Below are 21645 nucleotides of genomic sequence, written 5' to 3'. Positions count from 1 at the left end.
AGCATTGGCGGGTTTCACCCGTCCTACGATTTCGACGTGGTCATCAGTCATGACCGCTCTCCAACCAAATCAATGGCGCGCTGCTGGAATGAACTATCCCAAGGCTATCCAGCGCCTGTCGCCAGTCCTCCAGGCGGTGACTATCCAGCGCCTCGCCGACTGGAGCCTGCAACAGCCAGACCCGCGTCTCGCTGGCGCAGCGGCTCAGTTCGCCGATCAGCGCCAGGGTGCCGCGATCCGGCGAGCGGAGTGGATCGCAGGCGATCCCCAGGCGCTGCGGCGGGAAGCGGGTCAGCTGATCGAGCAGTCGACGGCGTTGCTCGCGGTCGTCCAGTACGCCGGCATCGGCGACCGATTCAGGCAGCTTAGGCGGCCACGGGCGGCTCTGGTCCAGCTCGATGGCTACGAGAACAGCGCCTTCGCTGCCGTTTAGTTGCTTGCCGAGGCTTGGCGCATGCAATTGGTTCGGTGCCGCATCGCTGACGCCGAGGCGTTCGCTGGGCGGTTGCAGCCGCTCGCGCAGCAGACGGTAGGCGGGCAGTTGCAGATCCAGACGCAGCTGGGCACGACCGCGTCGCCAGCGCCACAGGCAGAACAGTGCCAGCAGCAGCCGCGGCAGCAGCCCATAGATGAGCACCACGCCCACCAGCCAGCCGGCCCAGTGCTGACGGGCGTTCTCGAGGTCGTTGCTCAGCGCACCACTAGCGCGAATCTGGTCGATATCGGGGACGCTGAAACCCAGCAACGACGGCAGCGCGCCGAGCGCCTGGGTCAGCCCGACGAAGGTGCCTTCGCCGAGTATGGTGGTTTCCCAGACGAAGCCATAACGCCGCGTGGCCAGTAGCGCCAGCAGGGTAACGAGCGCGCTGGACATCGCTAACAGCCACAGGCCATGCACACCCAAACCCAGCAGCCAACGCCCGAGGCGACGTCGTTCGAGCACCGCCAATAGCGCCGGTGCCAGTTGCACGGCGCGTGCGTCGCGGGCGAGCTTTTCGCTGAGCCAGAGCCACAATCGTCCCAGCGCGCCGCCGCTGTCGCCGGCCAGAGCGAAGCCCAGCAGCCAGCCGAGCAGCGTCAGCAGATTCAGCCCAAGCAAACTGCCGAGCGCCCAGAACACATTGACCGGTTGGTGTCCGTCGCCGAGCGCCGCCCACGCCAGCCCGGCGCCGGTGAGCAGCGCGAGCAAGACCAGCGCGAAGCCGGCTAGACGCGCGCCCTGCCGCCAATGCCGCTGCGCCTCGATCAGCCCGTCGCGGTGGGCCAGCCACAGCGCGCGCCGCTCGATCAGCTCGGCAAGATCGCCGCCCTGCGCACGAGCTTGGCGGTTGGCTTCGGCATCGTCCAACGGCCCTGCGTGTTCTTCGCGCAGACGCACGGCTTCGGTCAGCCAGAGGCGGTCGAGGGGGGCGGGTAGCGGCAGGTGAGGTGCGGACACACGGCTTCTCATAGTGGACGGCTCGGTCCTGAGAATAACCGGTGCCGATCCGAAGGGTGAAATGGCTATCCAGCTGGAGCGCCGGCCGACTCTGTTAGCATCCGCCGCCGATCGTCCCGCGGTTCGCCGCATCATCTGCCAGAAATTCGCCAAGCGGCGCTTTGTCTGCCGCTCCTGTGCGCTTCAAAAGGACGTTCCCATGAAAGACATCTTTCTTCGACTCCATGCTGACGCCGAAGATCATTATCTTCATCTACTGGTTGGGCTTGATTAGCGTGGTCGTCGGGGCGATCGCCACGATGCTCAGCGATTACGGCAGGGGCTTCTGGTCCGGCCTGGGTGTGCTGCTGTTTGGCCTGATTGGTACGCGGGTCTGGTGCGAGCTGCTGATCGTGCTATTCAAGATCAACGAGAACCTGCAGAAAATCGCCAATCGTCAGTGATCGGCTGAGGGCGGCGTCCTTGCCGCCAGAGTGCTAGTTATTCGCCCTGGGAGCGTACTTTCACCGCGACATCCGGGTGATCGATGAACAGCCCGTCGATGCCCGCATCAAGGAATGCACGGATTTCCGTTTCGATGTCGCCGCGATCGGCGGGCGAGTCACCGGCGCGCAGATTGGTCGGTAGGAAAGCGTTCTCGGCGCGGAAGGTGTAGGGATGCACCTTGAGTCCGGCGGCGTGGGCGTTCGGGACGAAGTCGGTGGCTTGGCCCAGGTTGCCGTTGGCGTCGCGCGGGATAACGTAGCTCTTCTCCGGTCCGACGCCCGCCGCGTAACGTGAAATCGCCTTGAGCCCTTCGGCGGTGGCCATCTGTGCGTAGGTCAGGTCGCTGCCGCGCACTTGCTGGTCGTACGGCTGGCCGCCGCCGAACAGCTGAACCAGACGCAGCTGCGTCAGACGGCTCAGGGCTTTCAGGTTTTCCACTTCAAACGACTGGATATACACCGGCGCATTGCGTCCGGCGTAGCCGTTGCGGTGAAGGGTGCGCACCAGCGGTTGCTCCATGGTCAGGCCAAGTTTTTGGAAATGCGTCGGATGCTTGGTTTCGATGTAGAGGCCGATGCGTCGGCGCTCGCTCAGCTGCAGGGTTTTCACCAGGTCGATGATTTCCTGCAGCGTGGGGATTTCCAGGCTGCCATCGAGACGGGCGTTGCCGGGGCGGATGTCCGGAATGCGCTCGATGGCGCGCAGGGTCTTCAGCTCGGCCAGGGTGAAGTCTTCGCTGAACCAGCCGGTCAGGCTGACCCCATCGACCATCTGCGTGCGCTTGCGATCGGCAAATTCAGGGTGCTGGGACACATCGGTGGTCAGCCCGAGTTCGTTGTCGTGACGGGCGACCAGCTCTCCGTCGCGTGTCATCACCAGGTCCGGCTCGACGTAGTCGGCGCCCTGCAGGACGGCCAGGGCGTACGAGGCGAGCGTGTGCTCGGGAACGTAGCCGCTGGCGCCGCGGTGGGCGATCACCAGCGGATGGGGTTCGTTGTGGTTGCCTTGCAGCTTCGCCTCGCTGGCCGAGTTTGGGGAGGCGGCGAAGGCGACTATCGGCAGCAACAGGCCGCAGGCGGTGAACCAGTGGCGCAGGGTGAGAGTAGAGCGGACCATGGGGCGTCTCCGTGGGAGGGGAGCGATCAGCCTGAAGCGTAACAGTGACGCCCGCTTGACGCTTCGGTGGAACGAACATGACGGTTCGATGTTATTGACGTTAATTCGACGCCGCTGACTGCCCGTGGGCCCTCTGCTATTCTGGCCGCCATGACTCAGACCTCCCTTCCCCTCGCCATGATCGCCGCGCTCGCGGAAAACCGTGTCATTGGCCTCGACAACCGCATGCCCTGGCACCTGCCGGCCGATCTCAAGCACTTCAAGGCGATGACCCTCGGCAAGCCGATCATCATGGGTCGCAAGACCTGGGATTCGCTTGGACGGCCGTTGCCGGGGCGGCTGAACCTGGTGATCAGCCGTCAGCCGGATCTGCAACTCGAAGGCGCCGAAACCTTCAACAGTCTGGACGCTGCGCTGGTTCGCGCCGAGCAATGGGCGTGCGAGCAGGGTGTCGACGAACTGATGCTGATCGGCGGCGCGCAACTCTATGCCCAGGCGCTGGGCCAGGCGCAGCGCCTGTATCTGACCCGTATCGAAGCCGCTCCCGACGGCGATGCGTTCTTTCCGAGCTTCGACGAAGTCGAATGGCAGCGCAGCGACTGTCAGACGCATCCCGCCGAGGGCGAGGCGCCGGGCTATCGTTTCGAGACCTGGCAGCGGCGCTGAATCACCCATCGTTCCTTGATCGACGCCAAGTCCTCACCTGGCGTCAGGCTCTATGCTTTCCGCTCGTTTGCCACGAGACTTTTCCATGCAGAACAACAGACCGGACGCCGATCATGCGACGACGATCGCGGCGATATTCGTGCGCCATCCGCTCTGGGAGGATGCGCTCGCGTTGCTGCTGGGCACCGCGATGGTGGCGCTGGGCATCGCCTTCTATAGCCATGCGGGACTGCTGACCGGCGGCACGGTGGGCCTGGCCTTTTTGCTCAAGTATCTCGCCGGTTGGCCCTTCGGACTGGTGTTCATCACGCTCAACCTGCCGTTCTACCTCTTGGCGATCTGGCGCATGGGCTGGAGTTTTACCCTGCGCACCGTCGTTGCGGTGGGGCTGGTCTCACTGCTGGCCGAGCTGACGCCACACTGGATCCGTTTCGCCGAATTGAACATCTACTACGCGACGCTGTTCGGCGGTTTCGCCATGGGCGTAGGGCTGTTGATGCTGTTCCGCCACCGCGCCAGCCTTGGCGGGGTGAACATCCTGGCGTTGTATCTGCAGGAACGCATCGGCATGCGCGCGGGCACCTTCCAGATGGGTATCGATGCGCTGATCGTGCTGGCGGCTGTCTTCATCGTGCCGCCGGAAAAGGTCGTGCTATCCGTGCTCGGTGCGGTGGCGCTGAATCTAGTGCTGGCGTTCAATCATCGTGCCGATCGGTATATGGGTGTCAGCTAGCCCAGCGTAACCAGCTGCGGGCGGGGCTGGCCGTCCTCGATGTCCAGCAACGCCAGGCTGATCGGCAGCGTGAAGCGGCGCCGCCCGGCACTGCCCGGGTTGATGTAGAGCACACCGTCGATCTGCTCGATCTTCGGCTGATGGGAATGCCCGGCGATCACCACGGCGATACCGGCGTCGGCAGGGTTCAGCTCCAGTTCCTTGAGATCGTGCAGCACGTGTATGCGCAGCCCGCCAAGCTGCAGATCCAGCCGCTCGGGGATCTCGGCGGCCCATTCACCGCTGTCGACATTACCGCGAATCGCGTCCAGCGGCGCCAGCTCTCGCAGCGCGTCGAGGACTTCCGCCTTGCCGATATCGCCGGCATGGATGAGGCGGTCGCAACCTTTCAATGCGGTCACCGCTTCGGGCCGAAGCAGGCCGTGGGTGTCGGAAATGATGCCGATGCGCATGCGGACTCCAATCGTTCGAGTGTGCTCCAGGTTAAGGCAACCGAGACTTGGCCGCGGTTCGATGTTGCGGCAGTCTGATGCTCGAACGAACAGGGGCGAGTCAATGGAACGGGTCGATTGCATCGTCATCGGGGCGGGCGTGGTGGGGCTTGCGGTGGCACGGGCACTGGCGCGAACCGGGCGTGAGGTGCTGATTCTGGAAGCAGAGGCGGCCATCGGCACGGGCACCAGTTCGCGCAACAGCGAAGTCATTCATGCCGGCATTTATTATCCGCAAGGCTCGCTGAAGGCGCGGCTGTGCGTGGCCGGGCGAGATGCGCTCTATGACTTCTGCGACAGCCACGGCGTGCCTTATCGGCGCTGCGGCAAGCTGATCGTCGCGACCGACGAGTCGCAACTGGCCGGACTCCAGGCGCTCCAAGAACACGGAGCGGCCAACGGCGTCGAGGATTTGCAACGGCTCGATGCCGACGAGTTGAAAGCGCTGGAGCCGCAGCTCAATGCCGTCGCGGGACTTCTGTCGCCGAGCACCGGCATCGTCGACAGTCACGCGCTGATGCTGGCGCTGCAGGGCGACGCCGAGCGCGCAGGTGCATTGCTGGCGCTGCGTGCACCGGTGGAGGCGGTCGAGGTTTTGGATAGCGGGTTGCGTGTCGATATCGGTGGGGATGAACCGATGACGCTGATCGCGTCGGCCGTGATCAACTGCGCCGGGCACTCAGCGCCGGTGATCGCCGCTCGGACCCGCGGCCTGCCTGCCGATGCGGTGCCAACGCGCTATTTTGCCAAGGGCAGTTATTTCAGACTGACAACGGCGACGCCCTTCCGGCATCTGGTTTATCCGCTACCCGAGCCTGGCGGGCTGGGCGTGCACCTGACGTTGGATTTGGGTGGTCAGGCCCGCTTCGGCCCTGACGTGCAGTGGGTCGAGTCACTCGATTACGATCTGGACGCCCGTCGCGCCGATGGTTTTTACGCTGCCATCCGGCGGTACTGGCCTAGGCTGTCGGATGGCGCGCTGCAACCGGCTTATACCGGCATCCGACCGAAAATCAGCGGCCCGGGCGAGCCGGCGGCGGATTTTCGGATCGACGGCCCGGCACAGCATGGCATCGCCGGGTTGGTGAATCTGTTCGGCATCGAGTCGCCAGGGCTGACCGCAGGCTTGGCGATTGCCGACGAGGTGTGCCAGCACCTCGGGTGATCAGGCCTGTTCGTGCGTCGTCTCTGGCGACTCGGGCAGGAACCAGTTCATCAGCAGTGCGCAGATGCCCCCGGTGGCGACGCCCGATTCCAGTACGTTGCGCAGCGCTGCCGGCAGGTTCGCCAGAAATTCCGGCACCTGGGAAAAGCCCAGGCCGAGCGCCAGCGACACCGAGATGATCAGCAGCGCGCGGCGATCCAGCTGAACGCCGGCGAGGATGTTGATGCCTGCCGCCGCCACCGCACCGAACATCACCAGCGCGGCCCCGCCCAGCACGGGTTCGGGCACCGCTTGCAGCACGCCGGCGACCGCCGGGAACAGGCCGAGCACCACCAGCATCACGGCGATCCACATGCCGATATAGCGGCTGGCAATGCCGGTCAGCTGGATGATGCCGTTGTTCTGCGCGAACACCGAGCTGGGGAAGGTGTTGAAGATGCCCGCCAGCAGCGAGTTGGCGCCATTGACCAGCACGCCGCCCTTAATGCGCTGCATCCACAACGGGCCTTCGACCGGCTGACGCGAAAGCTTGCTGGTGGCGGTGATGTCGCCGATGGCTTCCAGCGAGGTGACCAAGTAAATCACCACCATTGGGATGAACAGGCTCCAGGAGAAGCCCAGGCCGAAGTGCAACGGCATCGGGACTTCGAACAGCTCCGCTTCGCGCATGCCGGTGAAGTCTAGACGACCGAGGTAGGCGGCCAGCGCATAGCCGATGGCCAGCGCAATGATGATTGCGCAGCTGCGCAGCCACACCACTGGCAACCGGTTGAGCACGACGATGGCTGCCAGCACCACGCCGGACAGCAGCAGGTTCTCGCGGCTGGCGAAAGTGCCGTCGCCCATGGCCGCGTAACCGCCGCCCATGCTGATCAGACCGACCTTGATCAGCGTCAGGCCGATCATCAGCACCACGATGCCGGTCACCAATGGCGTGATCAGACGTTTGATAAAGGGCAGGACGCGCGACACGCCCATCTCAATGAAGGAGCCGGCGATGACCACGCCGAAGATCGCCGCCATCACGCCTTCCACCGGCGTACCTTGCCCTACCATCAGCACGCCGCCGGCGATCAGCGGTCCGACAAAATTGAAGCTGGTGCCCTGCACGATCAGCAGTCCGGCACCCAGCGGGCCGAAGCGCTTGCACTGCACGAAGGTGGCGATGCCGGAAATCACCAGCGACATGGATACGATGATGTTGGTGTCGCGCGGCGACACGCCGATGGCCTGGCAGATCAGCAGGCCGGGGGTGACGATGGGCACGATGATCGCCAGCAGATGCTGCAGCGCGGCGAGGAAGGCGATCCAGGGACGCGGGCGGTCGTTGAGCCCGTAGACCAGTTCGTCTGGCGTTTCGGGGGCGGTTTTATTGTCGGGAGCGCTCATGGCCGTCCTTCCAGGCGAAAAGAGCGCGATTCTACTGACCGGGATGCCGTACGGACAGTGCGGCGTTCGGGGGCCTTGACGGCTTATCGCGGTTATTTTCCGCAACCTGTTGCATCGATACGACTCCTACAATGACCGAAGCTCAATCGAGGAGTGCTCCGAATGAAAATCGCCGTTGCAATGACACTGCTGTCGCTCGTCACCGGGTTGGCCCACGCCCAAGAAAGCTGTGCCAGCAAGGAAGCGGACATTCTCCGCCAGCTGGAGTATGCCCGCGAGCAGGGCAACGCCGGGCGTATTGGGGGGTTGGAAACCGCGCTGGGCAAGGTCCGGGCGCACTGCACCGAATCGGAGCTGCGGGCTGAACGGCAGGAAGATATCGACGAGGTGCGGGAGGAGGTCAGCGAGCGCGAAGCCGATTTGCAAGAGGCGTTACGTGATGGCGATCCGGAGAAGATCGAAACACGCGAGCGCAAGCTGGCCGAAGCCAGGGAAGAGTTGCGCGAGATACTGGAAGATTAGGGTTGGCGTAACAGCGACAGTGTCGAACTCTGCATAAAACAATGCCCGCCTCGATGAGGCGGGCATTGTTTAATCGGGCTCTCGTGCGGCGACCTTATCCGCTGGTCGGCACCGCCTCCGTCATCTTGGCTTGCGGTGGCTGCTGCGTGGGTGCGCCGTGGTCGTCAGGGGCAATCACTGGCACCTCGTTGCCGTCCACGTCAAACAGTTTGCCATCGCGGAAGTGGTCACCGTCGTGCAGCGCGGCGATATCCTGGAAGCGCAGGGTGCGTTCGTTGCCGGCGGCGAATACCGACTGCTGGTCCGAGTTGCCGGCGGTCAGGTGGTTGAACAGCAGATTCAGCAGGATCGCCATGATTGCCGCCGAGCTGATGCCCGAATGGAAGATGGTCTCGAACCAGGCCGGGAAGTGATGGTAGAAGCTGGGCGCGGCGATCGGGATCATGCCGAAGCCGATCGAGGTGGCGACGATGATCAGGTTCATGTTGTTGCGGTACTCGACCTGCGCCAGGGTACGGATACCGGCAGCGGCTACGGTGCCGAACAGCACGATGCCGGCGCCGCCGAGCACTGCGGTGGGTACGGCGGCAACCAGGCGACCCATCACCGGCAGCAGGCCGAGCGTCACCAGAATCAGGCCGGCGCTAGCGACCACGTAACGGCTCTTAATGCCGGTGACGGCTACCAGGCCCACGTTCTGGGCGAAGGCACTCTGGGTAAAGGAGCCGAAGATCGGTGCCAGGCTGCTGGAAATCATGTCCGCACGCAGGCCGTCGCCCAGACGCTTGGAGTCGACCTTGGTGTCGATGATTTCGCCGACCGCGAGGATATCGGCGGAGGTTTCCACCAGCGTGACGATGACCACGATCAGCATCGACAGGATCGCGGCAAACTGGAATACCGGTGCCCCGAAATGCAGCGGTGACGGCAGGGCCACGACCGGCCCGTCCAGTACACCGGAGAAGTCAGCCATGCCGAAGAACACGGCGGCGACGGTACCGACCACCATCGCCAGGAGGATGGACAGACGAGAGATAGTGGCGCTGCCAAGTTTGCTCAGCAGCAGCACGCACGCCAGGGTGAAGCCCGCCAGGCCGATATTGGCCATGCTGCCGAAATCCGGTGCCTGACTGTTGCCACCCATCGCCCAGCGCGCCGCGACTGGCATCAGGGTCAGGCCAATCGTCGTGATGACGATGCCGGTTACCAATGGCGGGAAGAACTTGGTGATGCGCGAAAACACCGGCGTGATCAGCAAACCGATCAGCGAGGCGGCAATTACCGCGCCGAACACCACCGGAAGCCCCCCGGCGCCATCGCTTCCGATGATTGCGATCATCGTTGCCACGCCCGCGAAAGATACGCCCTGTACCAGTGGCAGCTGGCAGCCGAAGAACGGCAGGCCGAGCGTTTGCAGCAAAGTGGCCGCACCGCCAGCGAACAGCGAAGCGGCGATTAGCAGACCGATTTCGGCCGGCGACAAACCGGCTGCCTGACCGACGATCAGCGGCACCGCAACGATGCCTCCGTACATGGTCAGGACATGTTGTAGGCCATAGGCCAGGTTGGCACCAACGCCGAGGTTCTCGTCCTCTGGACGCTTCTCCGACGGGGTGCTGACGGATGAGACTGTCATGGTGATCCTTTCTGGCTGTTGTTCTTGTACCCCTAATGTAGACAATTAGTTACCAGGATTACCAGGATTTTGTATACATCTGTGTTTTCTTCAGTTTGTCATCATTGTGCGTCTATCAACGGCAATCAGGTCGTTTAAATACGGCACTAGAGATCTTCACGAAGAGAGCAACGAATACGAAACGACGAGTGGCAGCGGCAGATGGCTGTTTTGGCAGCTGAGCGGAGGATGTTGGCAAAAACGACGAGGGGAGTTTTCCAGCCTTGTGCTGGCTCCGCGAAAATGACGAGCCCGGCACAAGGCCGGGCTCGATAACGGTAACGGCGTAGCGGTTAGTCTTCCAGCATCGCCTTGTTGCGCACCGCGCCCTTGTCGGCGCTGGTGGCGAGCAGGGCGTAGGCCTTGAGCGCCGTGGTCACCTTGCGTGCGCGAGGCTGAGCCGGCTTCCAGCTCTTCTTGTCCTGCTCGATGCGGCGGTGGGACAGCTCTTCATCGCTGACCTGCAACTGGATGCTGCGGTTGGGAATATCGATCAGTACCTTGTCGCCGTCGCGCACCAGGCCGATGGCGCCGCCTGCGGCTGCTTCCGGCGAAGCATGGCCTATGGAAAGGCCTGAGGTGCCACCGGAGAAACGGCCGTCGGTGAGCAGCGCGCAATCCTTGCCCAGTCCTTTGGATTTGAGGTACGAGGTCGGGTAGAGCATCTCCTGCATGCCGGGACCGCCTTTCGGGCCTTCGTAGCGGATAATCACGATATCGCCGGCCTTCACTTCGTCATTGAGGATGCCCTTCACGGCGCTGTCCTGGCTTTCGAAAATCTTCGCGGTGCCCTCGAACACGTGGATGGATTCATCCACGCCCGCGGTTTTCACCACGCAGCCATCCAGCGCGATGTTGCCGTAGAGCACGGCCAGGCCGCCTTCCTGCGAGTAGGCGTGCTCGACGCTGCGGATGCAGCCTTCGGCGCGGTCCAGGTCCAGCGTCTCCCAGCGGGTCGACTGGCTGAAGGCCGTCTGCGTCGGGATGCCGGCCGGGCCTGCCTTGAAGAAGGTGTGTACGGCTTCGTCCTGAGTCTGGGTGATGTCCCACTGGGCGATGCCATCGGCCAGCGTCTTGCTATGCACGGTCGGCACGTCAGTGTGCAGCAGGCCGCCACGGGCCAGCTCGCCGAGAATGGAGAAGATGCCGCCGGCGCGGTGCACGTCTTCCATGTGGTACTTCTGGATGTTTGGTGCGACCTTGCACAGCTGCGGCACCTTGCGCGACAGCGTGTCGATGGCGCGCAGGTCGAAGTCGACCTCGGCTTCCTGGGCGGCGGCCAAGAGGTGCAGGATGGTGTTGGTCGAGCCACCCATGGCGATGTCCAGGGTCATGGCGTTCTCGAACGCGCGACGGCTGGCGATGTTGCGCGGCAGCACCGACTCGTCGCCTTCACCGTAATAACGCTGGCACAACTCGACGACGGTACGGCCGGCGCGCAGGAACAGTTGTTCGCGGTCGCTGTGGGTGGCCAGGGTCGAACCGTTGCCGGGCAGGGCCAGGCCCAGGGCTTCAGCCAGGCAGTTCATCGAGTTGGCGGTGAACATGCCGGAGCAACTGCCGCAGGTCGGGCAGGCGCTGCGCTCGTACTCGGCGACCTTTTCGTCGGATGCGCTTTCGTCGGCGGCGATGACCATGGCGTCGACCAGATCCAGGCCGTGGCTGGCCAGCTTGGTCTTGCCGGCTTCCATCGGGCCACCGGAGACGAATACCACCGGGATGTTCAGGCGCAGGGCGGCCATCAGCATGCCGGGGGTGATCTTGTCGCAGTTGGAGATGCAGACGATGGCGTCGGCGCAATGGGCATTGACCATGTACTCGACAGAGTCGGCGATGATCTCGCGCGATGGCAGCGAATAAAGCATGCCGTCGTGGCCCATAGCGATGCCGTCATCGACCGCGATGGTATTGAATTCCTTGGCGACGCCGCCGTGCTTCTCGATCTCGCGGGCGACCAGCTGGCCCAAATCTTTCAGGTGCACGTGGCCAGGCACGAACTGGGTGAAGGAGTTGGCGATGGCGATGATTGGCTTCTTGAAGTCTTCATCCTTCATGCCAGTGGCGCGCCACAGCGCGCGGGCACCGGCCATGTTGCGGCCGTGCGTGGAGGTTTTCGAGCGGTAATCAGGCATGGCAATCGTCCTGCAAAGGCTGGTCAGGTTGTGCGTATGGTGAGCGTGCTGCTCGCCCGAGGCAAACGGAGTGGATGTCTGTCGGGGCGGGGCCGGATGGTCAGGCGGGATCGCCGCTGCTTCGGCCAGGCTCTTGAGTCCGCCTGAGGTGGGGCAGGAACGGTGATTCTAAGCCCAGGCAGCGCGGTGGCGAAAGGCATGGTCGTCTACTGCTCGTGAATGGCAGCGCGTTGAACATATAGCACGACACCCGAGCAAGTCGGGCGTCGTGGCGGGCAGTTGGCGATCAGGCCGTTTGTGACAGTGCGTCTGGTGCTTGTGCTGGCGCTGCTGCCGGTACGGCAGGCGTCTTGCCGGGGCGGCCCAGGGCTTTGGCCATTTGCTCCTTGTCGAGTTCGCCTTCTCAGCGGCGACGACGATGCTGCGGCGGACCATCCGCTCACATCGCCGATACCGAAGTGGACGTGCTGATCGCCGGCGAGACCGGCAGCGGCAAAGAAGTGGTCGCCAGCTGCTGCACGAATTGCCACCGGATCGACCGCGGTGAGTACGTCAGGAAGGGTGAGTGTTCGCCGACGTTGAGAGGCTATTGGTATTCCATCAAGCCCAACGGATCGCAGCCGTGAAGCGAACATCACTTCCGATCCCCAGCATGACTCGAATTAGGGTGCGCTATGCGCACCTCTACAAAGCCGAGGCGCCATCATTGTGCGGAGCGATCAGGCGTTGGGCAGCAACCGGCAGGTCAGGCTCTTGATATAGCGCGTCTCGGGAATTGCCGGGTGGACCGGATGATCCGGGCCCTGGCTGCCACGTTCGAGCAGCTGGATATTACGATCCAGATGACGGGCGCTGCCGAGCAGGATGTTCTGCAGGTTGTCTTCCTCCAGATGCATCGAGCAGCTGGCGCTGACCAGGATGCCGTCCTTGTTGAGCAGGCGCATCGCGGTTTCGTTAAGGCGGCGATAGGCGGCCTCGCCGTTCTTCAGGTCCTTCTTGCGCTTGATGAAGGCAGGCGGATCGGTGATGACCACGTCGAAACGTTCTTCGGCGTTCTTCAGTTCCCTCATCGCCTCGAAGGCATCGCCCTCGACGCAGGTCATCTTCTCCGCCACGCCATTGAGCGCGGCATTGCGCTCGACGCCATCCAACGCAAAGGCCGAGGCGTCGACGCAGAACACCTCGCTGGCACCGAAGGCCGCGGCCTGTACGCCCCAGCCGCCGATGTAGCTGAACAGATCGAGCACCCGCTTGCCCTTGACGTAGGGCGCCAGGCGCGCGCGATTCATTCGGTGGTCGTAGAACCAGCCGGTCTTCTGGCCTTGCAGCACCGGCGCTTCGAATTTCACGCCGTTCTCTTCCAGCGCGACCCACTCCGGCACCACGCCGAAGGCGGTGTCGACGTAACGTTCAAGGCCCTCAGCATCACGGGCGCTGGAGTCGTTCTTCCACAGCACGCCACGCGGTTTGAGCACCTGGACCAGCGCTTCGAGCACGGCATCCTTGTTGCGCTCCATGGTCGCCGAAGCCAGCTGCACCACCAGATGATCATGGAAGCGGTCCACCACCAGGCCTGGCAGCAGGTCCGAATCACCGTAGATCAGGCGGTAGCAAGGCTGATCGAACAGGCGCTCGCGCAGGGAAAGTGCAACCTGAATGCGATGTACCAGCAGCGACTTGTCCAGGCTGTGCTTGAGGTCGCGCGACAGCACGCGGGCGCAGATCAGGTTGTTCGGCGACACACCGACGATGCCCAGCGGCTTGCCGCCGGCGGCCTCGAGAATCGCCTGGTCACCGGCGGCGAAGCCGTTCAGCGGCGTGGCAGCGGTATCCACCTCGTTGCTGTAAACCCACAGATGACCGGCGCGCAGGCGGCGATCGGCGTTGGCTTTGAGGCGCAGGCTGGGCAGGGTCATCGGAGGGCTCCCGGAAAAATGCGGGCATTGTATAGGAGTGGCAGGTTGCAAGCTTCTGGTTAAAAGCCAAGGCTATGTCTGGATCGGCTGTCGCCTAAGCGGCTCTGGGTGGGCAGGGCCTGGCAGGGCATGAGCGGCGATCCGCTAGATCGCGTTGGTGGGCTGAAGCGGAACGCGGCCCGGCCATCTTCCAGGCTGTAGCGACGTCCGTAGGGTGTGCTTTAGCGCACCGGATTCATTCAGCCCCGCCCGCATCGTATTTGGTGGGCTGAAGCCCACCCTACGAGACTGGAAGCTGGACGAGTACTGTGCAGATATTCGTCAAGCCTTCAGCCTCAAACGGCTCTTATGCTGCTAGCGCCTCGATCAGTGCCTTACTGAATGCCGGGATGTCGTCCGGCTTGCGACTGCTGATCAGGTGTCCGTCGACCACCACCTGCTCATCGATCCAGTCGGCACCGGCGTTTTTCAGGTCGTCGGTGAGCGAAGGCCAACTGGTCATGCGTTTGCCCTTGACCAGACCGGCGGAGGCCAGCAGCCAGGCGCCATGGCAGATCACCGCGATGGTCTTGTTCGCCCGTGCGGCATCGCGCACCAGTTCCTGGGCCATTTCGTCGGTGCGGATCGTGTCGGAGTTCACCACCCCGCCGGGCAACAGCAGTGCGTCGTAATCTTCCATGCGGATGGCGTCGAAGGTCCTGTCGACATGGAATTTGGTCGCCGGTGTGGTGTGGTTCCAGCCGGTTACTTCGCCATTGGACGATGAAATGATCTCGGCGGTCGCGCCGGCCTTCTCCAGCGCTTCCTTCGGGCCGGTCAGCTCGACTTGCTCGAAACCGTCGGTCACCAGAACCGCCACACGTTTGCCTTTCAGGGACTCGGTCATTTGGTTTCCTCCTGGTCGGTTTGATTTTGTCTACTTGAAATCCGACCATGAGCTCAGCCAAAGTTCGCACCTATTCGCTGATGGCCTTGCGCCATCCGTTCGGCTGATTTGCTCGCAGCCGGAAGCCCGCCGCTCTACCGCCATGCTAGGATTCGGCGGTCCTCGATCTGCCCGATAGCCATGCCTGAACTACCTGAAGTCGAAACCACTCGCCGTGGCATCGCGCCACATCTCATAGGTCAACGCGTCAGCCGTGTCATCGTGCGCGAGCGGCGGCTGCGCTGGCCGATCCCGGAAGATCTCGATGTGCGGCTGTCCGGCCAGCGCATCGAAGCGATCGAGCGCCGAGCCAAGTACCTGCTGATAAAGGCCGAGGTGGGCACCTTGATCGCTCACCTGGGGATGTCCGGTAGCCTGCGGCTGGTTCCGGCAGATCTACCTGTGGGCAAGCACGAGCACGTCGATATCGTCCTGGAGTCCGGCATGGCGCTGCGCTACACCGATCCGCGACGTTTCGGTGCTCTGCTCTGGAGCGATGAGCCGCTGAGCCATGCGCTGCTTGCCAATCTCGGTCCGGAGCCACTCGATGATGTGTTCGATGGCGATCGTCTGTTCCAGATGTCACGCGGGCGCAGCATGGCGGTCAAGCCGTTCATCATGGATAACGCGGTGGTGGTGGGCGTCGGCAACATCTATGCGAGCGAGGCATTGTTTGCCGCCGGGATCGACCCACGGCGGGCTGCCGGTGCCGTTTCGCGGGCGCGTTATCTGAAGCTCGCCGCCGAGATCAAGCGCGTGCTCGCTCATGCCATCGAGCGCGGCGGCACGACATTGCGCGACTTCGTCGGTGGCGACGGTAAACCCGGTTATTTTCAGCAGGAGCTATTCGTCTATGGCCGTGGCGGGGATTTCTGCAAAACTTGCGGTTCGACCCTGCGTGAGATCCGGCTGGGTCAGCGGGCCAGTGTCTACTGCGGCCGCTGTCAGCGATGACCGGCGGCTGCGCAGGCATTGACGGCGTTCACGATCAACAACGGCCGGCCGCTGCTATAGTGACCGCCACAACAATCATCTGCCTCGTTTCGCCCAGCTGAAGGACCACACCATGAATCTGTTTCGTTCCACCGCTGTTGCTCTGGCCCTGACCACTGGCCTGCTGACGATGCCGGCTCAGGCGCAATCGGTGCAGCAGAACGCCAGCGGCGATCCCATGTATACCGTTGAAGCGCCCAAAGCCTTTTCGATCGTCGGCGATCTGCTGATTGCGCGGCCTCTATTGATCGCGGCGACCGTCGTCGGTGCCGGCCTGTTCGTCGTCAGCCTGCCATTTACCGCCATGGGCGGCGGCATCAAGGAAACCGGCAAGGCGCTGGTGGTCGAGCCCGGTGCTGCGGCCTTCGCCCGCTGCCTGGGTTGTACCCGCGTCGGTTACAACCGCCAGGATTGATCGCGCTGCCATCGGATCGAGGCCTCGGTCCGCTTTGCTTTTTCCCCACGGCTTCGCCGCGTTACCGCGTGCGAAGCCGTGTTGCGTTGAGCAGTAAAAAATTGCGAGCGGCTGGGTGATCAGGCCTTGCCGGTGATGATCATGTATTTCTGCATCAGCTCGGCCTTGCTTTCGACATTGCTCGCATCGAGGGGAATGCAGTCAACCGGGCAAACCTGCTGGCACTGCGGCTCATCGTAATGGCCGACGCATTCGGTGCAGAGGTTGGGGTCGATGACGTAGATTTCCTCGCCCTGGGAAATCGCGCTGTTCGGGCACTCGGGCTCGCACACGTCGCAGTTGATGCAGTCATCGGTGATTATCAGGGACATCCAACTAGCTCCAGCTGCGGCATGACCGCAGCGCAGGTAAAAACGACGCGCAATTTTGCCGCATCGGCTCGCCCGGTGCACGCGGCAGTGATCACCCTTCGGTCGCTAATCGTCCGTCTCCCGAAATCTGGGATGCCTTAGCGCGAGGCGTAGCGCTCGGTCAGCGCCTTCATCACGGACGGATGAACGAACTTCGAGACGTCGCCGCCGAGCCGGGCGATTTCGCGCACCAGCGTCGAGGAAATGTAGGAAAACTTCTCTGACGGTGTCAGGAAAAGGCTTTCCACATCCGGAACGAGCTGGCGGTTCATGTTGGCCAGTTGGAACTCGTATTCGAAGTCGGAGACCGCACGCAGACCGCGTAGCAGGACGTTGGCCTTCTGCTCGGCGACGAAGTGCGCCAGCAACGTGGAGAAGCCCATCACCTTGACGTTCGACAGATGCGAAGTGACTTCTTGCGCCAGTGCCACGCGCTGCTCCAGCGGGAACAGGGGGTTCTTGTTTGGGCTGGCAGCGACCGCAATGATCACCTCGTCGAACAGGCGTGAGGCGCGTTCGACCAGGTCGGTGTGGCCCATGGTGATCGGATCGAAGGTTCCCGGATACAGCACTCGATTCATCGCGGCGTCCTGACGCATGCGTGGGGGTTGGATGGTAGCGGCTCGGTAACGGCAGCGTAAAGCATCAAAACGGATGGCCTTGGCAGAGCGGCGGTCAGGCTGTTTTCAGGCGATCGGCCAGCTGGCTGGAGAGTTTGGCGGTCAGGGCGTAGATCGATAACTGCGGATTGGCGCCGATGCTGGTGGGAAACAGCGAGCCGTCGTGAATCGAGAGATTGTCCAGCTGATGGTGCCGGCCGAGGCTGTCGGTCACCGCCTGACGCGGGTCTTCACCCATGGCGCAGCCGCCCATGACGTGGGCACTGCCGAGTCGCGTGCGGTACAGCTCCGGGCTCAGCGCGTCGATGATCTGGCGCGCTTGTCCAAGACTGTTCGCGTAAATGGCGTCGTTGTGCAGCGGTAGCACCGCCTTGGCGCCGGCTGCGAACTGGATCTCCGCCATGCTGTGGTAGGCGCGGCGGATACCGTCCCAGGTATAGCTCGTCATCCGATAGTCGAGTGTGGGTGAGCCGTCGCTGCGCAGCTGTACCTGACCTTCGGCGCTGTCTGGATGGAAGCCGTCGCGCATCAGCGCAAGCATGGCGTTGGTGTGCGGCAGCTGCTGCATGCGCAAGGCGTTGTCGACACCGAAACGGCCCAGCAGCGTGGCGGCCAGGGCTGGATGAATGGGCGGCACTTCGAGCTTGTAGGACATGCGACCGCCGGTGCCGTCGTCCCACTGGAACTGATCGGAGTAGACCGATTGCGGCGCGCCATAGAAAGGGTTGATGACCTTATCGAACTGCGCGGCGGAGAAATTCACCAGATGCAGGAAGGTGCGTCTACCGAGGCGTTGGTGTGGGTCGGGGGCATCCGAACGCAGCAGAATCGCCGGGGTATTGATGCCGCCGCCGGCGAGTATGTAGTGGCGTGCGCGAACGCGGATCTTGCGTCCGGTAGGGGCAATGCAGCGTGAATCCAAAGCCAAGCATTCGAGGGCGGTGACCCGCTCCCTTTCCACGACGAGTCGTTCGGCGCGCGCGAGATAAAGCAGCTCGCCACCGGCATCCAGACTCGCGGGAATGGTCGTCACCAGCATCGATTGCTTGGCGTTGGTCGGGCAGCCCATGCCGCAATAGCCGAGGTTCCAGCAGCCGCGCACATTGCGCGGAATCACCGCCCAGCTGTAGCCCAGGGCCTCGCAGCCATCGCGGATCACCTGATTGTTGGCATTCGGCGGCAGTTGCCAGGGCTCGACGCCCAGCCGTCGCTCCATCCGTTCGAACCAGGGCGCCAGCGTCTCGGGCGAAAGCCCTTTGACGGCGTGTTCGCGAGCCCAGTGTTCGAGTGTCTGCGTCGGGGTACGGAAGCTCGACGTCCAGTTCACCAAGGTCGAGCCGCCGACGGCGCGTCCTTGCAGGATGGTGATGGCGCCGTCCTTGCTGGTGCGGCCGATCGCCTCTTGATAGAGCGAGGCGTACGCCGCCGGTTCCTGCATGTCGAAGTCACGACTGCTGCGAAGCGGGCCTTCCTCGATCAGCAGGACCTTGAAGCCCGCCGCGCTGAGGATTTCTGCACTGGTGCCGCCGCCCGCGCCGCTGCCGACGATGGCGATATCGGCCTCGAGGGTAATGTCCTGCTCGAGCCGTGAGCCGTCACGGACGTTCCAACCTCGGGCGAGGCCTTCTGCAAAGGGATCGGCTACCGGCATCTCTGCTCCTTGATAACGGTGGATTCAATCGATCACGAGATACTGGGCGGCCCGGGGTAACCGCAGTGCGCCCAAGATTCCACACGGCCGTACCAGGCCATCAGAATCATCTGCTGCAGCGAGGCGCAGCCTTGTCGCAGCAGGTCCAGCGAGCTGTTCTCCCAGCGCTGCAGGAACGCCTGGATTTCGGTGTCCTGCGCCTGTCCCCAGCCGCCCCAGATCCCGGTCAGCGGGCCCCGGGTGAGCGGGAGGCTGAGCAGATCGAACAGTTGCTGGACCTGTTTCGATACGGCAGGTGGCAGGTGCGCCAGCCCCTGGTCGAGGCTCGCCAGGGTGCTCGTGACGGCGCGGGCGGTATCCGGCACTGGTATCGCGCCCTCCAGCACCACAGGTGTGAGGCGACGCAGCATCGGCAGATCACTGTCGCGCAGCTGTATGAAGCCACTCGCCGGACGCTCGGCACTGCAACCGGGGAGGCTGCCGAGCAGGCCGGCGCCGGCCAGCGCGGCGCTACCGAACAGGCCGACCTTGAGCAGGCTGCGGCGGGTCGTGGTTGTCATCGGTGGCGGGCTCAGCGCACGAAGAGCTTGTAGATCAGTTTTTGCAGCGCTCTGCCGTACGGGGGATAAATCAGCCGCGCAGCGTTAAAGCGCTGCTTGACGAAAACGCCCTTGGCCTTGCTGAAGGTCAGAAATCCCTCGTGTCCGTGATAGTGGCCCATGCCGGACGGGCCGACGCCGCCGAACGGCAGATCGTCCTGTGCGACATGCAGCAGCGTGTCGTTGAGGCAGGCGCCGCCGGAGTGGGTATGACGCAGCACGTGGCGCTGCTCGGCCTTGTCATAGCCGAAGTAATAGAGCGCCAGCGGGCGGGGGCGGGCGTTGATGTAGGCAAGCGCCTGATCAAGGTCGTCGTAGGGCACGATGGGCAGCAAAGGGCCGAAAATCTCATCTTGCATCAGCTGCATGTCATCGCTGACGCCGAGCACCATGCAGTGCGGCATGCGTCGTTGCTGGCCTTGCTCGAACAGCGGCAGCACGCGGGCGCCCTTGGCTTGGGCATCGTCCAGATAACCCTGCAGCCGGGCGTACTGACGCGGATTGATGATGGAGGTGTAGTCAGGGTTGTCCGCCAGCTGCGGGTAAAAACGCCGTACGGCCTCTCGATAGGCATCGACGAAACCCTCGATACGCTGCCGTGGAACCAGCACGTAATCCGGGGCGACACAGGTTTGGCCAGCATTGAGCGTCTTGCCGAAGGCGATACGCTCGGCGGCGTCGGCCAGCGGTACCTCGGCCGAGACGATGGCGGGCGATTTGCCGCCCAGTTCGAGCGTGACGGGCGTCAGGTTTTCCGCGGCGGCGCGCATCACATGCCGCCCAACGCTGGTGCTACCGGTGAACAGCAGGTGGTCGAAGGGCAGCTGCGAGAAGGCGATGCCCGTATCGGCTTCGCCGAGGATCACCGCGACCTGCTCGTCGGGGAAGATCTGCGCCAGCAGCTTCTTTATTAGCCGCCCCGTCGCCGGAGTGGCTTCGCTCATCTTCACCATCACCCGATTGCCCGCCGCCAGCGCGCCGATCAGCGGACCGATGGCCAGATACAGCGGATAGTTCCAGGGCACGATGATGCCGACCACGCCGAGCGGCTGATAAACCACCCGTGCGCTGGCCGGCTGAAACGCCATGCCGACGCTGCGGCGCGAAGGCTTCATCCAGCGGCGCAGCCGGCGCTTGGCGTAACGAATGCCGTGCAGGCTGGGCATGATCTCTGCCAGCCGCGTTTCATCCGCCGAGCGGTTGCCGAAGTCCTCGCTGATGGCCTCGATCAGTGGCTGCTGATGGTGCGCGAGCAGATCGTGCAACGCTTCCAGCCACTGCAGGCGATCCTCGGCGCCAGGGCTGGGATAGGCCTGGAATGCCTTGCGTTGACGCTCGAACAGCGGCTGCAGGCGTTCGATCTCGGATTGTGTCGGGTCCAGATAGGCGACAGTGGCAGGCATGGCGACGTCCGATATGGGCAGGGTCGGAATGTTTTAGAGTTATTGCTCTAGTCTGTCAATCGAGGTGCTTGCACGCGGCGTCGGGGGTATCTTTGCGCCTCTGCTTCAAGCACGACGGATGAGCCGCAGATGCCTGCAAAACCCAATACCCGCGAACGCATCCTCGAGGCCAGCCTGGAGCTGTTCAACAGCCAGGGTGAGCGCAGCGTGACCACCAACCATATCGCCGCGCATCTCGGTATTTCGCCAGGCAACCTCTATTACCACTTCCGCAACAAGCAGATGATCATCGCCGAGCTGTTTGGCCGCTATGAGGCGGATGTCGATGGTTTTTTGCAGCTGCCGGTAGGTCGCGCGCTGACTATTGATGACAAGACCCTCTATCTCGAAGCCTTGCTCTCGGCGATGTGGGATTACCGCTTCATGCATCAGGATCTGGAACATCTGCTGGGCAGCGATGAGCAGCTGGCCGAGCGCTATCGCCTCTTCGCCAGGCGCCATCTGTTGAGTGCGCAGCGGATCTATCAGGGCTTCGTCGACGCCAGGATCCTCGCCATGACGCCGCGTCAGGTGGAGGCGCTGTCGGTCAACGCCTGGATCATCATGACGTCCTGGGTGCGCTTTCTCTGCACCGCCGACGGCGCGCCAAACCAGGCGCTGAACAGGGAGTCCCTGCGCCGAGGCATCTTTCAGCTGCTGGCACTCGAGGATGGTTACGTGACAGCAGATGCTCGATCGTCGATCGAAGCGCTCTACCGGCAGCTATACGCACCGATGTCTTCACTTGTCTGAATGCCGTCAGTCGGCAGACTTGATCATGATCACAAAAATTCATTGATAATGGCATGGCGCCACCATCAAACTAGCGTGGTGGCACGTTCTTTTCAGACTGATAGCAGT

21 protein-coding genes and 1 pseudogene are annotated in these 21645 nt (G+C 63.2%); 9 read left to right on the top strand and 13 right to left on the bottom strand.

Features of this window, described 5'->3' with window-relative positions; genetic code table 11:
* Positions 1-43: 43 nt before the first annotated feature.
* Positions 44-1450 (bottom strand): DUF2868 domain-containing protein, encoded by a 1407-nt coding sequence (locus V6943_RS02885; RefSeq protein WP_340552555.1) that lies wholly within the window; start codon positions 1448-1450, stop codon positions 44-46.
* Positions 1451-1662: 212 nt separating this feature from the next.
* On the opposite strand from V6943_RS02885, the gene V6943_RS02880 reads away from it, so the two are divergent.
* Complete coding sequence (locus tag V6943_RS02880; RefSeq protein ID WP_340552554.1) at positions 1663-1881, top strand: DUF4282 domain-containing protein; 219 nt, start codon at positions 1663-1665, stop codon at positions 1879-1881.
* Between the two features lie 37 nt (positions 1882-1918).
* Here V6943_RS02880 and V6943_RS02875 read toward each other — a convergent pair whose 3' ends face one another.
* On the bottom strand, positions 1919-3040 hold the full coding sequence (locus V6943_RS02875) for a glycerophosphodiester phosphodiesterase (protein WP_340552553.1): 1122 nt from the start codon (positions 3038-3040) through the stop codon (positions 1919-1921).
* A 150-nt stretch (positions 3041-3190) separates the two neighbouring features.
* Between V6943_RS02875 and V6943_RS02870 the strand changes: the two genes are divergently transcribed.
* Entirely contained in the window at positions 3191-3706 is a 516-nt protein-coding gene (locus V6943_RS02870; RefSeq protein WP_340552552.1) for a dihydrofolate reductase, read from the top strand.
* Between the two features lie 85 nt (positions 3707-3791).
* On the top strand, positions 3792-4439 hold the full coding sequence (locus V6943_RS02865) for a YitT family protein (protein WP_340552551.1): 648 nt from the start codon (positions 3792-3794) through the stop codon (positions 4437-4439).
* Here the strand turns inward: V6943_RS02865 and V6943_RS02860 are convergent.
* A complete protein-coding gene (locus V6943_RS02860) occupies positions 4436-4891 on the bottom strand; it encodes a metallophosphoesterase family protein (protein WP_340552550.1) in 456 nt (151 codons plus the stop codon). The genes V6943_RS02865 and V6943_RS02860 overlap by 4 nt on opposite strands.
* A 103-nt stretch (positions 4892-4994) precedes the next feature.
* On the opposite strand from V6943_RS02860, the gene V6943_RS02855 reads away from it, so the two are divergent.
* Positions 4995-6095 (top strand): NAD(P)/FAD-dependent oxidoreductase, encoded by a 1101-nt coding sequence (locus V6943_RS02855; protein ID WP_340552549.1) that lies wholly within the window; start codon positions 4995-4997, stop codon positions 6093-6095.
* Here the strand turns inward: V6943_RS02855 and V6943_RS02850 are convergent, their stop codons facing one another.
* Positions 6096-7484, bottom strand: a complete 1389-nt coding sequence (locus tag V6943_RS02850) for a nucleobase:cation symporter-2 family protein (protein ID WP_340552548.1) — start codon at positions 7482-7484, stop codon at positions 6096-6098.
* Between the two features lie 162 nt (positions 7485-7646).
* Between V6943_RS02850 and V6943_RS02845 the strand changes: the two genes are divergently transcribed.
* Entirely contained in the window at positions 7647-8006 is a 360-nt protein-coding gene (locus tag V6943_RS02845) for a DUF1090 domain-containing protein (RefSeq protein WP_340552547.1), read from the top strand.
* A 94-nt stretch (positions 8007-8100) separates the two neighbouring features.
* On the opposite strand, the gene V6943_RS02840 is transcribed toward V6943_RS02845, so the two are convergent.
* Both V6943_RS02840 and ilvD read right to left on the bottom strand, forming a co-directional pair.
* The gene (locus tag V6943_RS02840; protein WP_181099471.1) at positions 8101-9642 is read right to left on the bottom strand and encodes a nucleobase:cation symporter-2 family protein; all 1542 of its coding nucleotides are present in this window, start codon (positions 9640-9642) and stop codon (positions 8101-8103) included.
* Positions 9643-9974: 332 nt separating this feature from the next.
* Positions 9975-11813 carry a dihydroxy-acid dehydratase gene (gene ilvD / locus V6943_RS02835; protein ID WP_340552546.1) on the bottom strand — a complete coding sequence of 613 codons (1839 nt, stop codon included), beginning with the start codon at positions 11811-11813 and terminating at the stop codon, positions 9975-9977.
* 440 nt (positions 11814-12253) lie between these two features.
* On the opposite strand from ilvD, the pseudogene V6943_RS20345 reads away from it, so the two are divergent.
* Positions 12254-12326, top strand: a pseudogene (locus V6943_RS20345) (sigma 54-interacting transcriptional regulator); the annotation flags it as partial.
* A gap of 206 nt (positions 12327-12532) precedes the next feature.
* On the opposite strand, the gene V6943_RS02825 reads toward V6943_RS20345, so the two are convergent.
* Together V6943_RS02825 and V6943_RS02820 are read right to left on the bottom strand one after the other, a co-directional pair.
* The gene (locus tag V6943_RS02825; protein ID WP_340552544.1) at positions 12533-13729 is read right to left on the bottom strand and encodes a class I SAM-dependent rRNA methyltransferase; all 1197 of its coding nucleotides are present in this window, start codon (positions 13727-13729) and stop codon (positions 12533-12535) included.
* A gap of 346 nt (positions 13730-14075) precedes the next feature.
* Positions 14076-14615: a type 1 glutamine amidotransferase domain-containing protein gene (locus V6943_RS02820; RefSeq protein WP_340552543.1), complete on the bottom strand. Its 540-nt coding sequence runs from the start codon at positions 14613-14615 to the stop codon at positions 14076-14078.
* A 180-nt stretch (positions 14616-14795) separates the two neighbouring features.
* On the opposite strand from V6943_RS02820, the gene mutM reads away from it, so the two are divergent.
* The gene (gene mutM / locus V6943_RS02815; protein ID WP_340552542.1) at positions 14796-15608 is read left to right on the top strand and encodes a bifunctional DNA-formamidopyrimidine glycosylase/DNA-(apurinic or apyrimidinic site) lyase; all 813 of its coding nucleotides are present in this window, start codon (positions 14796-14798) and stop codon (positions 15606-15608) included.
* Between the two features lie 112 nt (positions 15609-15720).
* Positions 15721-16062 carry a multidrug transporter gene (locus tag V6943_RS02810; protein WP_131649481.1) on the top strand — a complete coding sequence of 114 codons (342 nt, stop codon included), beginning with the start codon at positions 15721-15723 and terminating at the stop codon, positions 16060-16062.
* 119 nt (positions 16063-16181) lie between these two features.
* Here the strand turns inward: V6943_RS02810 and V6943_RS02805 are convergent, their stop codons facing one another.
* From V6943_RS02805 to V6943_RS02785, 5 genes are all read right to left on the bottom strand, one after another.
* Positions 16182-16433, bottom strand: coding sequence for a YfhL family 4Fe-4S dicluster ferredoxin (locus V6943_RS02805; RefSeq protein ID WP_131649482.1), 252 nt, complete (start codon positions 16431-16433; stop codon positions 16182-16184).
* A gap of 137 nt (positions 16434-16570) precedes the next feature.
* Positions 16571-17053 carry a pantetheine-phosphate adenylyltransferase gene (gene coaD, locus V6943_RS02800; RefSeq protein ID WP_131649483.1) on the bottom strand — a complete coding sequence of 161 codons (483 nt, stop codon included), beginning with the start codon at positions 17051-17053 and terminating at the stop codon, positions 16571-16573.
* Positions 17054-17147: 94 nt separating this feature from the next.
* Positions 17148-18743: a GMC family oxidoreductase gene (locus V6943_RS02795; RefSeq protein WP_340552541.1), complete on the bottom strand. Its 1596-nt coding sequence runs from the start codon at positions 18741-18743 to the stop codon at positions 17148-17150.
* A 32-nt stretch (positions 18744-18775) separates the two neighbouring features.
* Positions 18776-19303, bottom strand: coding sequence for a twin-arginine translocation pathway signal protein (locus V6943_RS02790; RefSeq protein WP_131649485.1), 528 nt, complete (start codon positions 19301-19303; stop codon positions 18776-18778).
* A gap of 11 nt (positions 19304-19314) precedes the next feature.
* The gene (locus V6943_RS02785) at positions 19315-20745 is read right to left on the bottom strand and encodes a coniferyl aldehyde dehydrogenase (protein WP_131649486.1); all 1431 of its coding nucleotides are present in this window, start codon (positions 20743-20745) and stop codon (positions 19315-19317) included.
* Between the two features lie 129 nt (positions 20746-20874).
* Between V6943_RS02785 and V6943_RS02780 the strand changes: the two genes are divergently transcribed.
* Positions 20875-21537, top strand: coding sequence for a TetR/AcrR family transcriptional regulator (locus V6943_RS02780; RefSeq protein WP_131649487.1), 663 nt, complete (start codon positions 20875-20877; stop codon positions 21535-21537).
* The last annotated feature ends 108 nt before the right edge of the window (positions 21538-21645 follow it).

It is taken from the genome of Pseudomonas sp. CBC3, from assembly GCF_037967085.1.
GTDB lineage: Bacteria > Pseudomonadota > Gammaproteobacteria > Pseudomonadales > Pseudomonadaceae > Stutzerimonas.
Note: the sequence above shows the minus strand (reverse complement) of the source record. Positions and strands in the feature narration are given on the sequence as shown.

What these genes read in the sequence shown, in the direction of transcription:
- V6943_RS02885 (WP_340552555.1), bottom strand. Translation starts at nt 1,450, where the DNA reads ATGAGAAGCCGTGTGTCCGCACCTCACCTGCCGCTACCCGCCCCCCTC.
- V6943_RS02880 (WP_340552554.1), top strand. Translation starts at nt 1,663, where the DNA reads ATGCTGACGCCGAAGATCATTATCTTCATCTACTGGTTGGGCTTGATT.
- V6943_RS02875 (WP_340552553.1), bottom strand. Translation starts at nt 3,040, where the DNA reads ATGGTCCGCTCTACTCTCACCCTGCGCCACTGGTTCACCGCCTGCGGC.
- V6943_RS02870 (WP_340552552.1), top strand. Translation starts at nt 3,191, where the DNA reads ATGACTCAGACCTCCCTTCCCCTCGCCATGATCGCCGCGCTCGCGGAA.
- V6943_RS02865 (WP_340552551.1), top strand. Translation starts at nt 3,792, where the DNA reads ATGCAGAACAACAGACCGGACGCCGATCATGCGACGACGATCGCGGCG.
- V6943_RS02860 (WP_340552550.1), bottom strand. Translation starts at nt 4,891, where the DNA reads ATGCGCATCGGCATCATTTCCGACACCCACGGCCTGCTTCGGCCCGAA.
- V6943_RS02855 (WP_340552549.1), top strand. Translation starts at nt 4,995, where the DNA reads ATGGAACGGGTCGATTGCATCGTCATCGGGGCGGGCGTGGTGGGGCTT.
- V6943_RS02850 (WP_340552548.1), bottom strand. Translation starts at nt 7,484, where the DNA reads ATGAGCGCTCCCGACAATAAAACCGCCCCCGAAACGCCAGACGAACTG.
- V6943_RS02845 (WP_340552547.1), top strand. Translation starts at nt 7,647, where the DNA reads ATGAAAATCGCCGTTGCAATGACACTGCTGTCGCTCGTCACCGGGTTG.
- V6943_RS02840 (WP_181099471.1), bottom strand. Translation starts at nt 9,642, where the DNA reads ATGACAGTCTCATCCGTCAGCACCCCGTCGGAGAAGCGTCCAGAGGAC.
- ilvD (WP_340552546.1), bottom strand. Translation starts at nt 11,813, where the DNA reads ATGCCTGATTACCGCTCGAAAACCTCCACGCACGGCCGCAACATGGCC.
- V6943_RS02825 (WP_340552544.1), bottom strand. Translation starts at nt 13,729, where the DNA reads ATGACCCTGCCCAGCCTGCGCCTCAAAGCCAACGCCGATCGCCGCCTG.
- V6943_RS02820 (WP_340552543.1), bottom strand. Translation starts at nt 14,615, where the DNA reads ATGACCGAGTCCCTGAAAGGCAAACGTGTGGCGGTTCTGGTGACCGAC.
- mutM (WP_340552542.1), top strand. Translation starts at nt 14,796, where the DNA reads ATGCCTGAACTACCTGAAGTCGAAACCACTCGCCGTGGCATCGCGCCA.
- V6943_RS02810 (WP_131649481.1), top strand. Translation starts at nt 15,721, where the DNA reads ATGAATCTGTTTCGTTCCACCGCTGTTGCTCTGGCCCTGACCACTGGC.
- V6943_RS02805 (WP_131649482.1), bottom strand. Translation starts at nt 16,433, where the DNA reads ATGTCCCTGATAATCACCGATGACTGCATCAACTGCGACGTGTGCGAG.
- coaD (WP_131649483.1), bottom strand. Translation starts at nt 17,053, where the DNA reads ATGAATCGAGTGCTGTATCCGGGAACCTTCGATCCGATCACCATGGGC.
- V6943_RS02795 (WP_340552541.1), bottom strand. Translation starts at nt 18,743, where the DNA reads ATGCCGGTAGCCGATCCCTTTGCAGAAGGCCTCGCCCGAGGTTGGAAC.
- V6943_RS02790 (WP_131649485.1), bottom strand. Translation starts at nt 19,303, where the DNA reads ATGACAACCACGACCCGCCGCAGCCTGCTCAAGGTCGGCCTGTTCGGT.
- V6943_RS02785 (WP_131649486.1), bottom strand. Translation starts at nt 20,745, where the DNA reads ATGCCTGCCACTGTCGCCTATCTGGACCCGACACAATCCGAGATCGAA.
- V6943_RS02780 (WP_131649487.1), top strand. Translation starts at nt 20,875, where the DNA reads ATGCCTGCAAAACCCAATACCCGCGAACGCATCCTCGAGGCCAGCCTG.